This window comes from Enterobacter sp. JUb54, from assembly GCF_014298075.1.
GTDB classification, from domain to species: domain Bacteria; phylum Pseudomonadota; class Gammaproteobacteria; order Enterobacterales; family Enterobacteriaceae; genus Klebsiella; species Klebsiella lignicola.
The window spans coordinates 3411882-3424872 of sequence record NZ_CP060418.1; the positions used below are offsets into that span (position 1 = coordinate 3411882).

Consider the following 12991-nt stretch of genomic DNA (forward strand, 5'->3'; position numbering starts at 1 on the left):
TGCTAACCCTCCATACCGCTAATAGTGATCATATCGTCATCCGCCTTTGCACGATAAACCCGTTGTCTGCCATCATAAAATTTGATTTCGCTGCTGGATTTAGCCTGCTCCGCGATCAACTCAACAATTTCATCCAGTAACACGATGGCATTTTTATCGTATTTATTCGGACGATAGCCATTATTCAACTTGTCCAGTAATTCGAACAAATTAAGCCCGATATGGATATGCGGCAGTGGATTTCGCCCCACCTTTAAATAGACATCGAAGCCAGTTGGATGAGCCGTATGTTTATTACGGATAGCATCCCAATCAGGCTTCACCTCTACCGGTGCGGTTATTTTCACCCCACCAAACTCACCCAAAAAGAACTCTTCTTTTTGCATACTTAATTCAGGTGCTTTGCGGTTAGCATAGCGCTGGATACCCGCGATAAGCTCAAAAGCATAGAAGCGATTCAGTGATCTTTTTTGCTCCGGATCTGCTGTGTAATTTCTATGCAAATGCCAGATTTCTGAGTAACGTTCAAACAACGATTCGTTAAAGAACGCGGAAAATCTCCGATGATAATCATTACCCAACGACTCGTGCTGCAACAGCCAGAAAAGCCGGATCAAGGAGGTTGCGTCACCGGGCTTAACGCTCTGGCGCTCAAACTTAATGTGCAACGGCTCAAGTGCGGCTAAAAAATCATCGAGATCAGCGTCAACCAGTCCCAGTTCATAGCGCAAAACAAACTGATCAAGTTCATAGGTGTGCAATCTGGCGGGATCAAAATCGGAAACTTTTTTAATCAGATCATTTTCTGCACCGATGAAGAGATTATCAAATAAGTAGCCAGGCCCCATCAACAGATGATGCAGAAAGTCCAACAGCGTTCGGGTCGTGACAAACTGGTCTTTAATCAACCGCGCTTTAAAGAGCTGCGTAATTAATACATTCTGCACGCCAGGCATGCAAAGCAATTTAAAGTTTGCGACCTCTTTTAGATCTGGATTAATTAACTCATCGCGCCGAAAGATAAACTGAAATAAATTGTTATCATCGTCTCGAGTTAAGTTATCTAATAAGGCTTTAATAAATGATGAATAGTTTTTATTTTCGTTAAACTGGAATTTAGGATAGTGTTCAAAATCAAAAAAAGAACAATTCTCGTTACGATAAGGACGGCTTGCATCCTGATGCCCTGATAAAAATGAGTCAATTGCAGACCGGATCACCTTATGGCATTCAGCACCTTCTCGGGCAAAGTTGGCAAGCATTCCGGTGTTGATGCCAATGAGCAATGGAGATGACTGCTGATGATGATTAGCAAATAACTCATTCAAAGCATCAATAGCTGATTGTCGAGGGGCAAAACTATGAGTGGCATCCAGATGGAAAATAAATCGCCGCTGATAACGCGGATCTGACTGACAGCGGGTTAAAATTTCGGACTTTCCATCCCCGCTACTGCCGCACAAAAAAATGATTTCACCGGGTTTAGCAACATCCAGATAGCGTTGTAATTCGGTTTCAATTTCTTGTTTAACAAAGAGTTGTTCCTTTAACTGATCGAACTCATCCTTCTGACGGTGTGTCACGGTGGTGACGGAAAACGAAGATGACTTCGCAAGTACACCCAACGCTTTACGTAATGTGATTGCGCTCATAACTTCATGTTCTCTAAAGTAGGAATACACCTATTCTATAAAAGCTACCCACTGATATCTATAGGCTCTTTGACACATTCATTACGAGCAATTTCAAAATTGTGTATTTTCCTTTCCGTCCATGAAACACATCCAGAGATGGCGGGTCAAGTCCATACATCAACCAGCTTCACTTTGGAAGCTGGTTGATTGATTGTATATTAATTAAACATATACACTAAATATTACCACGATTGACTTTTGCATAGTCAAACGGCGTAATCCCACTCTCCCGATTCCCATCCAGAAAGTCAGCCCACCATTGCAGCATCAGTTTGCGTTCATCCAGATGCTCTGCTTTATGAATATAAGCCGCACGTACTAAGTTACGCTCCATATGGCTCATCTGACGCTCTACCGCATCCCTCGACCACAACCCTGATTCAATCAACGAACTACAGGCCATTGTTCTGAAACCATGCCCACAAACCTCCACCTTAGTGTCATATCCCATGACGCGCAGTGCCTTGTTCACCGTGTTTTCACTCATGGGCTTATGAGGGTTATGATCGCCAACGAAAACAAAGTCACGATCACCACTGATCTTGTGGACCTGTTGAAGGATTACTAATGCCTGACGAGACAGAGGAACTAAATGAGGTGTGCGCATTTTAGAACCTCGTTGCGAATGCTTAACACCTTCTATAGCTTCTCGTTCTGCCGGGATTGTCCACATTGCCCTTTCAAAATCGATCTCGGGCCAACGAGCAAAGCGCAACTCACTGGAACGAATAAAGATTAATAACGTGAGCTCAACAGCCAGACGGGTTAAAGGTCGTCCGGAGTAGCTATCAATTCGCTGGAGTAGTTCAGGTAAGCGTTTCAGTTCAAGTGCTGGTCGATGGACACGATTACTTGAAGCAACTGCCCCAGCCATCTCCTGAGCAGGATTGTAATCGATCAAACCGCTTTGCACTGCATAACGCATAATCGCATTGGTACGCTGCTGAAGACGCGAAGCCACTTCAAGACGCCCTGTAGCCTCAACTACTTTGATAGGGACAAGGAGATCGCGCGTACTAAAACTATCAATACTCCGCTTCCCAATTGCTGGGAACAAATTATCTTCCAAGCTCTTCAGCACCCGTCGGCTATGTTCTTCTGTCCATTTTTTATTTGCTGCGTGCCACTCTCTGGCAACTGACTCAAAGGTAATAGCCTCTTTCGTCTGCTCTTCTTTCACTGCACGTTTGTGTTCACGGGGATCGATGCCTGCAGCAACAAGCTTTCTGGCCTCTTCCCTTTTTTGACGAGCATCTGCCAGTGACGTTTCAGGATAAACCCCAAATGCCATCAGGTGCTGCTTACCACCAAAGCGAAAGCGGAACCGCCAGTATTTTGAGCCGTTAGGGTGAATGAGCAAAAACATGCCATCCCCATCGACAAGGGTATACTCCTTTTCCTGTGGTTTTGCTGAGCGCACTTTGATATCTGTCAGAGCCATAAAAGCTCTCCTTCCATGTGCCGAAGTGAGTATACAACCATTATCGAACCAACAAATATACTCGGTTCTATACTCACAAGCGACTTGATGTGGGTTGACTCAGATTGACTTAGGTTGAGTGAAAAAGCGAGGAAAGCCTTGCGGATACTGGATTTCTGGCACAAAAAAAGACGTCCGTTGACGTCTATTGATGTTCCGATGGTGCCGAAGGCCGGACTCGAACCGGCACGTATTTCTACGGTTGATTTTGAATCAACTGCGTCTACCGATTTCGCCACTTCGGCACTGAAGGGATACGGAAACGTTGTGGATTATACCTGTCGATGGCCGCCATGCAAGCGCCAGCGTATGCCAGCCTCGCTAAGTGTTGAAAAAAACAGCGTTTAGTCCCTCAACTCTCCGTTGCTGCTCCCCGCAACGCCTCAGCGCCGCCATTTCCCTCACGCCTCCTTCTGCCAAGCGCCTACCCGCCCGATGCTCTACACTTTCTGTTTATCTGAGCCTGGCCAGACAACGCACACTACGCCAAACCAAGGAAACCGTCATGAGCACCATTAAAAGCTACGCCGCCAAAGAAGCGGGCGCCGACCTGTCGCCATGGGAATACGACGCGGGCGAACTGCTGCCCCAGGACGTCGAAGTGCAGGTTGAATACTGCGGGATCTGCCACTCTGACCTGTCGATGATCGACAACGAATGGGGCATGTCGAGCTATCCGCTGGTTGCCGGCCACGAAGTGATCGGCCACGTCTCGGCGCTGGGCAGCTCAGCGCAGAATAAAGGACTGAAGATCGGCCAGAAGGTGGGGATCGGCTGGACCGCCCGCAGCTGCGGGCACTGCGACGCCTGTATCAGCGGCAACCAGATCAACTGCCTGGAAGGCTCGGTACCGACCATCATCAACCGTGGCGGCTTCGCCGATAAACTGCGCGCCGACTGGCAATGGGTGATCCCCCTGCCGGAAAGCATCGACATCGAAACCGCAGGCCCTATGCTCTGCGGCGGCATCACCGTCTTTAAACCCCTGCTGATGCACCACGTCACCGCCACCAGCCGCGTCGGCGTCATTGGTATCGGCGGCCTGGGCCACATCGCCATCAAACTGCTGCACGCCATGGGTGCGGAAGTTACTGCCTTTAGCTCGAATCCGGCGAAAGAGCAGGAAGTGCTGGCAATGGGTGCCGATCGTGTGGTCAACAGCCGCGATCCGCAAGCCTTAAAAGCGCTGGCCGGTCAGTTTGACCTGATCATCAACACCGTCGCGGTGGACCTCGAATGGCAGCCGTACTTTGAAGCGCTGGCCTACGGCGGCAACTTCCACACCGTCGGCGCGGTGATGAAACCCCTGCAGGTCCCGGCCTTTACCCTGATTGGCGGCGACCGCAGCATCTCCGGCTCGGCCACCGGCAACCCGTCTGAACTGCGCAAGCTGATGAAATTTGCCGGGCGCAGTAAAGTTGCCCCGACCACCGAACTGTTCCCGATGTCGCAGATCAACGATGCCCTGAAGCACGTGCGCGATGGCAAAGCCCGCTATCGCGTGGTGCTGAAAGCCGACTTCTAAGCACGACGCTCCCCCGCCGGGCGCCCTTGCGCCCGGCATTTTGCTACCACTTCATCAAACCGTCATCTCCCCGCCATCCCTTTGCAGTCATTCGTTCCCACAATCCGGGCTTCCACAAACGCCTGAACGAGACGTCTGCCACCATGAGAAAAACCTGGCTCCCCTGGCTGATACTGTCGCCTTCTCTGCTGTTTTTACTGCTGTTTACCTGGTTCCCGCTCGGCCGTTCGGTATACGACAGCCTGTTCGACACCCGCATGGCCAGCGACGGCGCGCCCTTTGTCGGGCTGGATAACTTCGCCCGCCTGTTTGCCGATAACGTCTTCTGGCAATCGCTGCTCAATAACCTGCTCTACATCCTGCTGACGGTGATCCCCGGCGTCACCCTGGCCCTGCTGCTGGCGGTGGCCCTCAGCGAAAACCACCGCGTGAACCGCTGGCTGCGCACCGCCTTCTTCTTCCCGATGATCATTCCGATGGTCAGCGCCGCCGCGCTGTGGCTGTTTATCTTTATGCCCGGTCTCGGCCTGCTGGACCACTATCTGGCAAAGCTCTTCGGCCCGATGAATACCAACTGGCTGGGGCACAGCAACAGCGCGCTGCTGGCGCTGGCGCTGATTGGCGTGTGGAAGTTCGCCGGCTACTACATGCTGTTTTTCCTCGCCGGGTTGCAGAGTATCCCGGCCTCCACTCGCGAAGCGGCGATAATGGAAGGAGCCACCCGCAGCCAGGTGTTCTTTAAGGTCACCCTGCCGCTGCTGCGCCCGACCCTCAGCTTCGTCATCACCACCGCGCTTATCTACTCCATCACCCAGATTGACCACGTGGCGGTGATGACCCGCGGCGGGCCGGACAACGCCACCACCGTGCTGCTCTACTACATCCAGAATCTGGCGTGGGATACCCACGACCTCGGCAAAGCCTCTGCCGCCACCTTCCTGACGCTGGCCGGGCTGTTCGCCTTCTCGCTGATCAACCTGAAACTGCTGGAGAAAGGAGCGCACTATGAGCGCTGAAGCCTCACCGCCGCTGCTGCGAGAGCGGCAGCGATCCCACCCGCTGTGGCTGCGCCTGCGTCGTTCACAGTCGTTTACCCTCAGCGTGCTGATGGCCTGCCTGGCGCTGCTGTGGGTCAGCCCGCTGCTGTGGATGCTGGCGACCGCCTTCAGCGCCACCACCTTCGGCGAAGACATGGCCTCGCTGCTGCCGCGCCCGCCGCTGACCCTCGATAACTTCCGCGACGCCTGGGCCAGCGCCGACTGGCTGAGCCTGTACGCTAACACCCTGATCTTCACCTTCGGCACCTTCATCGTGCAACTGTTCACCATCACCACCGCCGGGTACGTCTTCGCCTGCCACGAGTTCCGCGGCAAACAGACGCTGTTCCTGCTGTTTTTGGTGCAGCTGATGATCATGCCGGTGGTGATGATGGTGCCGAACATGCTGACCCTGAAAACCTTCGGCCTGCTCAACACCCTCACCGGGGTGATGATGCCCTACTTCACCTCGGCGTTCGGCGTGTTCCTGATGCGCCAGGCGTTCCTCGCCATCCCCAAAGAGCTGGAAGAAGCTGCCCTGATGGAGGGCTGTCGTTGGTGGCAGGTGCTGTTCCGCGTGCTGCTGCCGATGTCCTGGCCGTCGGTGCTGGCCTTCGCCACCGTCAGCATTACCTACCACTGGAACGAGTATCTGTGGCCGCTGATGATGCTCAACGATCCCGATAAACAGGTGCTCACCGTGGGGCTAGTCTCCTTCGCCATGGGCGCCGAATCCGGCGGCCAGTGGGGCACCATCGGCGCCGGTACCTTGATGGTCTGTCTGCCGCTGATGCTGGCGTTCATCCTTTTCCAGAAACAGTTCCTGCGAAGCTTCGGCTTCTCCGGGATCAAATAAGGAGTTATCTATGCTGTTAGCGCAAATCTCGGATACCCACTTTCGCAGCCACGGTCAAAAACTGTATGGTTTTATCGATGTGAATGCCGCCAACGCCGACGTGGTCTCCCAGCTGAACGCCCTGCCCGAGCGCCCGGACGCGGTAGTGATCAGTGGTGATATCGTCAACTGCGGCCGCCCGCAGGAGTACGAGGCGGCCCGCCAGATCCTCGGCGGCCTGAACTATCCGCTGTACCTGATCCCCGGCAACCACGACGACAAAGCGCTGTTTCTGGAATACCTGCAGCCGCTGTGCCCGCAGCTCGGCAACGATGCGCAGAACATGCATTACGCGGTGGACGATTTTGCCACCCGCCTGCTGTTTATCGACTCCAGCCGCGCCGGCACCTCCAAAGGCTGGCTGACCGACGAAACCATCAAATGGCTGGAAGCCCAGCTGTTCGACGGCGGCGACAAACCGGCCACCGTCTTTATGCACCACCCGCCGCTGCCGCTGGGCAATGCACAGATGGATCCCATCGCCTGTGAAAACGGCTACCGCCTGCTGGGGCTGGTTGAGCGCTTCCCTTCGCTGACGCGCATCTTCTGCGGCCATAACCACAGCCTGACCCTGACCCAGTACCGCCAGGCGATCATCTCCACCATTCCCGGCACCGTCCATCAGGTGCCCTATTTTCATGAAGACAGCCGCCCGTACTACGACCTGTCGCCAGCCTCGTGCCTGATGCACCGCCAGGTCGGCGAGCGGTGGGTCAGCTACCAGCACCCGCTGACCCACCACGCCGGGCCGTGGCTGTATGACGAAAACATTAGCTGCCCAACGGAAGAGCGTTAATCCTCATGCTTAGTTTGCAAAACATCAGTAAGCTCTTTGACGGCAAACCGGCGCTCGATGCCCTCTCCCTCGACATTCACGACGGCGAGTTTGTGGTACTGGTCGGCCCCTCCGGCTGCGGCAAAAGCACGCTGCTGCGGCTGCTGGCCGGGCTGGAGCCGGTGAGCGAAGGCGAGATCTGGCTGCACAATGAAAACATCACCGCCCTGTCGCCGCGCGAGCGTAACTTCGCGATGATCTTCCAGAACTACGCGCTGTTTCCGCATCTGTCGGTGCAGGACAACATCACCTTCGGCATGAAGGTGCGTAAGGAAGACAAGGCCAGCTGGCAGCCGCGGGTCGACCACGTGGCGCAGATGCTGCAGCTGGAAAACCTGCTGGACCGCAAACCGGCGAAGCTCTCCGGCGGCCAGCGTCAGCGGGTGGCGATGGCCCGCGCCATCGTGCGCAATCCGCGTCTGTTTCTGATGGACGAGCCGCTCTCCAACCTCGACGCGCGGCTGCGCAGCGAGGTGCGCGACAGCATTATGGATCTCCACCAGCAGCTGAAAACCAGCACCGTCTACGTGACCCACGACCAGACCGAAGCGATGTCGATGGCCGACCGTATCGTGGTGATGAACGGCGGTCAGGTGCAGCAGGTTGGGCCGCCGGAGCACCTCTATGCCCATCCGGCGAACCTGTTTGTCGCCGGTTTTATCGGCTCGCCGGCGATGAATCTGCTGTCGCTGCCCTGCGCCGACGGCCAGGTTCAGCTCGGCGAACTGCGCCATCCGCTGCCGCCAGACTGGCGCGGTGAATCCCGCGTCTGGCTGGGCATTCGTCCGGAACATATCAGCGATCGCGTGGAGGAAGGCCACCTGCGCCTGCCCGCCAGCGTGCTGCAACGAGAACTGATGGGCGCCGATTATCTGCTCCACGTCAGCACCCCTATCGGCACCCTGCGCTTTAGTCGCCGCCACCGTGGCACGGTGCCGGAGAAAGGCGACACGCTGACCCTCGGCTTCGCGCCTGCCGATATTCATCTCTTTCATGCTGATCAGCAGCACAACTTAATGAGCCTGTGAATCAGGCGTTTACTCCAGGAGATTGACCATGCTTAAAACCCTGACGGCGGTCGGGCTTTCACTCGCCCTCTGCGGCAGCGCGCTGGCGAAAGAGAAGATCGATTTCATGTTCCCGGCGCCGGTCGACGGCAAGCTGACCATGGAGATGACCCGGGTTATCAAAGCCTTTAACGACGCGCAGCAGGATGTCGAAGTGCGCGGGATCTTCACCGGTAACTACGACACCACCAAGATCAAGGCCGAGTCGGCGCAGAAGGCCGGGCAGCCGCCGGCGCTGGTGATCATGTCCGCCAACTTCACCACCGATCTGGCGCTGAAGGAGGAGATCCTGCCGATGGACGAGCTGTTTAAATATGGCGACCAGAAGGCAGGCGATTTCCTGGTGCAGGATTTCTGGCCGGCGATGCACAAGAACGCCCAGGTGATGGGCACCACCTATGCGATCCCGTTCCATAACTCGACGCCGATCCTCTATTACAACAAGACGCTGTTCGATCAGGCCGGGATCAAACAACCGCCGCAGACCTGGGCCGAGCTGCTGACGGCTGCCAAAAAGCTGACCGACGAGAGCAAAGGCCAGTGGGGGATCATGCTGCCGTCGACCAACGACGACTACGGCGGCTGGATTTTCTCGGCGCTGGTGCGGGCCAACGGCGGTAAATATTTCAACGAAGATTACCCCGGCGAGGTGTACTACAACGCGCCAACCACCATCGGGGCGCTGCGCTTCTGGCAGGACCTGATCTACAAAGACAAAGTGATGCCCTCCGGCGTGCTGAATTCAAAGCAGATCAGCGCCAGCTTCTTCTCCGGCAAAGTGGGCATGGCGATGCTGAGCACCGGCGCGCTGGGCTTTATGCGCGAAAACAGCAAGGATTTTGAGCTGGGCGTGGCGATGCTGCCGGCAAAAGAGCAGCGGGCGGTGCCGATCGGCGGCGCCAGCCTGGTGAGCTTTAAAGGCATTTCCGAGGAGCAGAAGAAAGCGGCATATCAGTTCTTAACCTATCTGGTCAGCCCGCAGGTGAACGGCGCCTGGAGCTGCTTTACCGGCTATTTCTCGCCGCGAAAAGCCGCCTACGATACCCCGGAAATGAAAGCCTATCTGCAGCAGGACCCGCGCGCGACGATTGCGCTGGAGCAGCTGAAGTACGCCCATCCATGGTATTCCACCTGGGAGACCGTCGCCGTGCGTAAAGCCATGGAAAACCAACTGGCCGCAGTGGTCAACGATGCCAAAGTGACCCCGGAAGCCGCGGTACAGGCTGCCCAGAAAGAGGCCGATGCGCTGATGAAGCCCTACGTCGATAAAACCGCCCTGGCGCAGCAGCAGTAACCCTTGCCCTTCCCGGTGGCGCTGCGCTGACCGGGCTACCGGATCACCACTGCCTGAAGTTAGTAGCCCGGACAGGCGCCACGCGCCGCCTCCGGGATGACGCACTCCCCGGTGGCGCTGCGCTGACCGGGCTACCGGCTCACCACCGTCTGAGATTTAGTAGCCCGGACAGGCGCCACCCGCTGCCTCCGGGATGACGCACTCCCCGGTGGCGCTGCGCTGACCGGGCTACCGGCTCACCACCGTCTGAGATTTAGTAGCCCGGACAGGCGCCACCCGCTGCCTCCGGGATGACGCACTCCCCGGTGGCGCTACGCTGACCGGGCTACCGGCTCACCACCGTCTGAGATTTAGTAGCCCGGACAGGCGCCACCCGCTGCCTCCGGGATGACGCACTCCCCGGTGGCGCTGCGCTGACCGGGCTACCGACTCACCACCGCCTGAAGTTAGTAGCCCGGACAGGCGCCACCCGCCGCCTCCGGGATGACGCACTCCCCGGTGGCGCTGCGCTGACCGGGCTACCAGCTCACCACCGTCTGAAGTTAGTAGCCCGGACAGGCGCCACGCGCCGCCTCCAGGATGGCGCACTCCCCGGTGGCGCTGCGCTGACCGGGCTACCAGCTCACCACCGTCTGAGGTTAGTAGCCCGGACAGGCGCTACGCGCCGCCTCCGGGACAAAACGATCCCCCGAAACTACCGCCAGCCGTTTGATTTTTCAGCGTAAAAAGGGTACGTTTTCCACCTTCCCCCCTAGCGTGAGCGGTCGTGCATTATGCCTATTATTCAGTCTGTTGAACGTGCCTTGACGATCCTCGACCTGTTTAACGAGCAGGCCACGGAGCTCAAGATCACCGACATCAGCAAACAGATGGGCCTCAGCAAAAGCACCCTGCATTCGCTGCTCAAAACGCTGCAGCTGCACGGCTATATCGACCAGAACCCGGAAAACGGCAAATACCGCCTGGGCATGAAGCTGGTCGAACGCGGTAATTTTGTGGTGGGGACCATCGATATTCGTCAGAAGGCCAAAAGCTGGCTGACCGAACTGTCGCAGCACACCGGGCAGACTACCCACCTCGGTATCCTTGACGGTCGCGAAGGGGTCTATATCGAAAAAATCGAAGGCAAACTCGCCGCCATCGCCTACTCGCGCATCGGCCGACGTTTGCCGATCCACGCCACGGCGATCGGCAAGGTGCTGATCGCCTGGCTCAGCGAAGCAGAGCGCCAGCCCCTGCTGGAAGGCTATCAGTACACGGCCTTCACTCCCGCAACCCTCACCACCCGCGAGGCCCTGCTGGCGGCGCTGGCGCAAACCCGCGCCAACGGCTATGCCCTCGATAGCGAAGAGAACGAACAGGGCGTGCGCTGCGTGGCGGTACCGGTATGGAACCATGAATCGCGCGTTATTGCCGCCCTGAGCCTGTCAACGCTCACCTCCCGCGTCGATGACGAGGAGCTCGCTCGCTTTCGTACCCTGCTGGAAACCGCCGGGCACCAGCTATCGGTCGCGCTGGGCTACCCGGCCTGAAGCGTTATCCGGCAACCGGCTCATAGCTGAAGTAGTCGAAATCGGCGTAGCACCCGTCTCCGCTGATATCCTCGCAGTGCAGGCCAACGAAGGCACCGGTAAAGAATCCGCGCCCGCCGATATAATCATCCGACAGCTTCCAGGCGGCATAGTCAACCGGCACGGTGTGCCACACCTCACCGTCAAACGAATAACGGTAGCGATACACCAGTCCTTCGACCTCCACCCGCAGCCAGATGCTTTGCGCCGTTTCCGGCACCGCAATCGGCTGCTCGTGCAGCGGCCATGACGGCACGTTGTGGTCCAGCTGCAGCACTTTTATCGTCCGCCCCCGTCCCTCTTCGAAATCCACAAAGCAGTAGCTCCAGTTTTTGCTGTTGTAATAGCAGGTCAGGCCGGCGCTCTGCTGGAAGTTCTCCGGGGAAAATTCCATGCGCGTTTCGGCGCGGAAGGCCGGGTGCTGCCAGCGCCGGGCCACCGTCGACTGGGTAAAGGTGGAGTTAAGCGAATCGTTGCCATACAGCCGCAAAAAGCCCGAACGCGCGCTGAGCGAACCTAAGGTGTCATCAAACGGGATACGCAGGGTCTGCAGGTGCGGATCGAGGGTCGGGCCGCTGAAGTCATCCCGCCAGTTCTCGCTGGCGACGGCGCAGCTTTCGGACATCCTTGGCCCCGGCACGGTCAGTTGCGCATGTTTGCCCCCTTCCACCGACGGCCAGCCGTCGTGCCAGGCGATACGCGCGATCCCCGTTTCACGCCCGAGCGAACAGTAGCCACGCCCGCCGGAAGCCAGCAGCGGCACGCCGGGCAAACGCTGCGGACGGCTGGTGAGATAGGCCATATACCATTCGCCAGTGTGGGTCTCCAGCAGCGAACCGTGGCCGCTTTTCTGCAACGGGTTTTCCGGCAGATGCCAGCTGGTCATCATCGTGCCGTCCGGGTGCAGCTCATACGGGCCGTCGATGTTTTTAGCCCGCAGCACCACCACCGCATGCTCGTAGCTGGTGCCGCCCTCGGCGACCAGCAGATAGTACCAGCCGTCTTTCTGGTACAGATGGGCCCCTTCGGTGTAGCGCAGCGCCGTACCGGTAAACAGGGTTTTCCGTGTTTTCGACAACGTCTGGCTCTGCGGGAAGAACTCCTGCATCACGATGGTACAGTGCGGATCGCTGTGATGACGCGGCCCCCACGGGCGATAGATATAGTATTTTCGCCCGTCGGTATCGTGGAACAGCGACGGGTCGAAACCGCCGTTGCCCATGGCGACAGGCTCGCTCCACGGCCCTTCAATGGACGGAGCGGTGACCAGATAGTTACGGCCATTTTTCCACGGTGAATCCACGATTTTGACATCGGTATACAGCAGCCAGAATTGCCCGTCGGCGTAGCTCAGACACGGCGCCCAGATGCCGCCGGAGTCCGGATTACCCTTCATGTCCAGCTGCGACACGCGATCCAACGGGGTGCTGACCAGCGACCAGTGTTTCAAATCTCGCGAATGATAAATGCGCACCCCCGGAAACCACTCGAAGGTAGAGGTGGCGATGTAGTAATCCTCACCCTGGCGACACATCGACGGGTCCGGGTTAAACCCGGTCAGAATCGGATTGGTAATCGTGTACATAGTACCTC

General features: G+C 57.1%; 10 protein-coding genes and 1 tRNA gene. 7 read left to right on the forward strand and 4 right to left on the reverse strand.

Annotated features, from left to right (window positions below; genetic code table 11):
• Nucleotides 1-2 precede the first annotated feature (2 nt).
• The 3 genes from dptF to HF679_RS15750 form a co-directional block, all read right to left on the reverse strand.
• Nucleotides 3-1652 carry a DNA phosphorothioation-dependent restriction protein DptF gene (gene dptF, locus HF679_RS15740; protein ID WP_187042204.1) on the reverse strand — a complete coding sequence of 550 codons (1650 nt, stop codon included), beginning with the start codon at nucleotides 1650-1652 and terminating at the stop codon, nucleotides 3-5.
• 217 nt (nucleotides 1653-1869) lie between these two features.
• The gene (locus tag HF679_RS15745; protein WP_187042205.1) at nucleotides 1870-3135 is read right to left on the reverse strand and encodes a tyrosine-type recombinase/integrase; all 1266 of its coding nucleotides are present in this window, start codon (nucleotides 3133-3135) and stop codon (nucleotides 1870-1872) included.
• A 199-nt stretch (nucleotides 3136-3334) separates the two neighbouring features.
• Nucleotides 3335-3419, reverse strand: a tRNA-Leu gene (locus tag HF679_RS15750).
• Between the two features lie 260 nt (nucleotides 3420-3679).
• Between HF679_RS15750 and HF679_RS15755 the strand changes: the two genes are divergently transcribed.
• The 7 genes from HF679_RS15755 (at nucleotide 3680) to HF679_RS15785 (ending at nucleotide 11359) form a co-directional block, all read left to right on the forward strand.
• A complete protein-coding gene (locus HF679_RS15755; RefSeq protein WP_154145359.1) occupies nucleotides 3680-4699 on the forward strand; it encodes an NAD(P)-dependent alcohol dehydrogenase in 1020 nt (339 codons plus the stop codon).
• Between the two features lie 143 nt (nucleotides 4700-4842).
• Nucleotides 4843-5715: a carbohydrate ABC transporter permease gene (locus tag HF679_RS15760; RefSeq protein ID WP_123757941.1), complete on the forward strand. Its 873-nt coding sequence runs from the start codon at nucleotides 4843-4845 to the stop codon at nucleotides 5713-5715.
• Nucleotides 5705-6592 (forward strand): carbohydrate ABC transporter permease, encoded by an 888-nt coding sequence (locus tag HF679_RS15765; protein WP_123757940.1) that lies wholly within the window; start codon nucleotides 5705-5707, stop codon nucleotides 6590-6592. Before HF679_RS15760 ends, HF679_RS15765 begins: the two co-directional genes overlap by 11 nt.
• A gap of 10 nt (nucleotides 6593-6602) precedes the next feature.
• Nucleotides 6603-7427, forward strand: a complete 825-nt coding sequence (locus tag HF679_RS15770; protein WP_187042206.1) for a phosphodiesterase — start codon at nucleotides 6603-6605, stop codon at nucleotides 7425-7427.
• 5 nt (nucleotides 7428-7432) lie between these two features.
• Nucleotides 7433-8494, forward strand: coding sequence for an ABC transporter ATP-binding protein (locus HF679_RS15775; RefSeq protein ID WP_187042207.1), 1062 nt, complete (start codon nucleotides 7433-7435; stop codon nucleotides 8492-8494).
• 28 nt (nucleotides 8495-8522) lie between these two features.
• Nucleotides 8523-9827, forward strand: coding sequence for an ABC transporter substrate-binding protein (locus HF679_RS15780; RefSeq protein ID WP_187042208.1), 1305 nt, complete (start codon nucleotides 8523-8525; stop codon nucleotides 9825-9827).
• 773 nt (nucleotides 9828-10600) lie between these two features.
• Nucleotides 10601-11359 carry an IclR family transcriptional regulator gene (locus HF679_RS15785; protein WP_187042209.1) on the forward strand — a complete coding sequence of 253 codons (759 nt, stop codon included), beginning with the start codon at nucleotides 10601-10603 and terminating at the stop codon, nucleotides 11357-11359.
• 4 nt (nucleotides 11360-11363) lie between these two features.
• Here HF679_RS15785 and HF679_RS15790 read toward each other — a convergent pair whose 3' ends face one another.
• Nucleotides 11364-12983: a glycoside hydrolase family 43 protein gene (locus HF679_RS15790; RefSeq protein ID WP_187042210.1), complete on the reverse strand. Its 1620-nt coding sequence runs from the start codon at nucleotides 12981-12983 to the stop codon at nucleotides 11364-11366.
• Between the last annotated feature and the right edge of the window lie 8 nt (nucleotides 12984-12991).

Coding starts and splice junctions, on each gene's coding strand:
- HF679_RS15755 (WP_154145359.1), top strand. CDS start 3,680: ATGAGCACCATTAAAAGCTACGCCGCCAAAGAAGCGGGCGCCGACCTG.
- HF679_RS15790 (WP_187042210.1), bottom strand. CDS start 12,983: ATGTACACGATTACCAATCCGATTCTGACCGGGTTTAACCCGGACCCG.
- dptF (WP_187042204.1), bottom strand. CDS start 1,652: ATGAGCGCAATCACATTACGTAAAGCGTTGGGTGTACTTGCGAAGTCA.
- HF679_RS15770 (WP_187042206.1), top strand. CDS start 6,603: ATGCTGTTAGCGCAAATCTCGGATACCCACTTTCGCAGCCACGGTCAA.
- HF679_RS15775 (WP_187042207.1), top strand. CDS start 7,433: ATGCTTAGTTTGCAAAACATCAGTAAGCTCTTTGACGGCAAACCGGCG.
- HF679_RS15780 (WP_187042208.1), top strand. CDS start 8,523: ATGCTTAAAACCCTGACGGCGGTCGGGCTTTCACTCGCCCTCTGCGGC.
- HF679_RS15785 (WP_187042209.1), top strand. CDS start 10,601: ATGCCTATTATTCAGTCTGTTGAACGTGCCTTGACGATCCTCGACCTG.
- HF679_RS15765 (WP_123757940.1), top strand. CDS start 5,705: ATGAGCGCTGAAGCCTCACCGCCGCTGCTGCGAGAGCGGCAGCGATCC.
- HF679_RS15760 (WP_123757941.1), top strand. CDS start 4,843: ATGAGAAAAACCTGGCTCCCCTGGCTGATACTGTCGCCTTCTCTGCTG.
- HF679_RS15745 (WP_187042205.1), bottom strand. CDS start 3,135: ATGGCTCTGACAGATATCAAAGTGCGCTCAGCAAAACCACAGGAAAAG.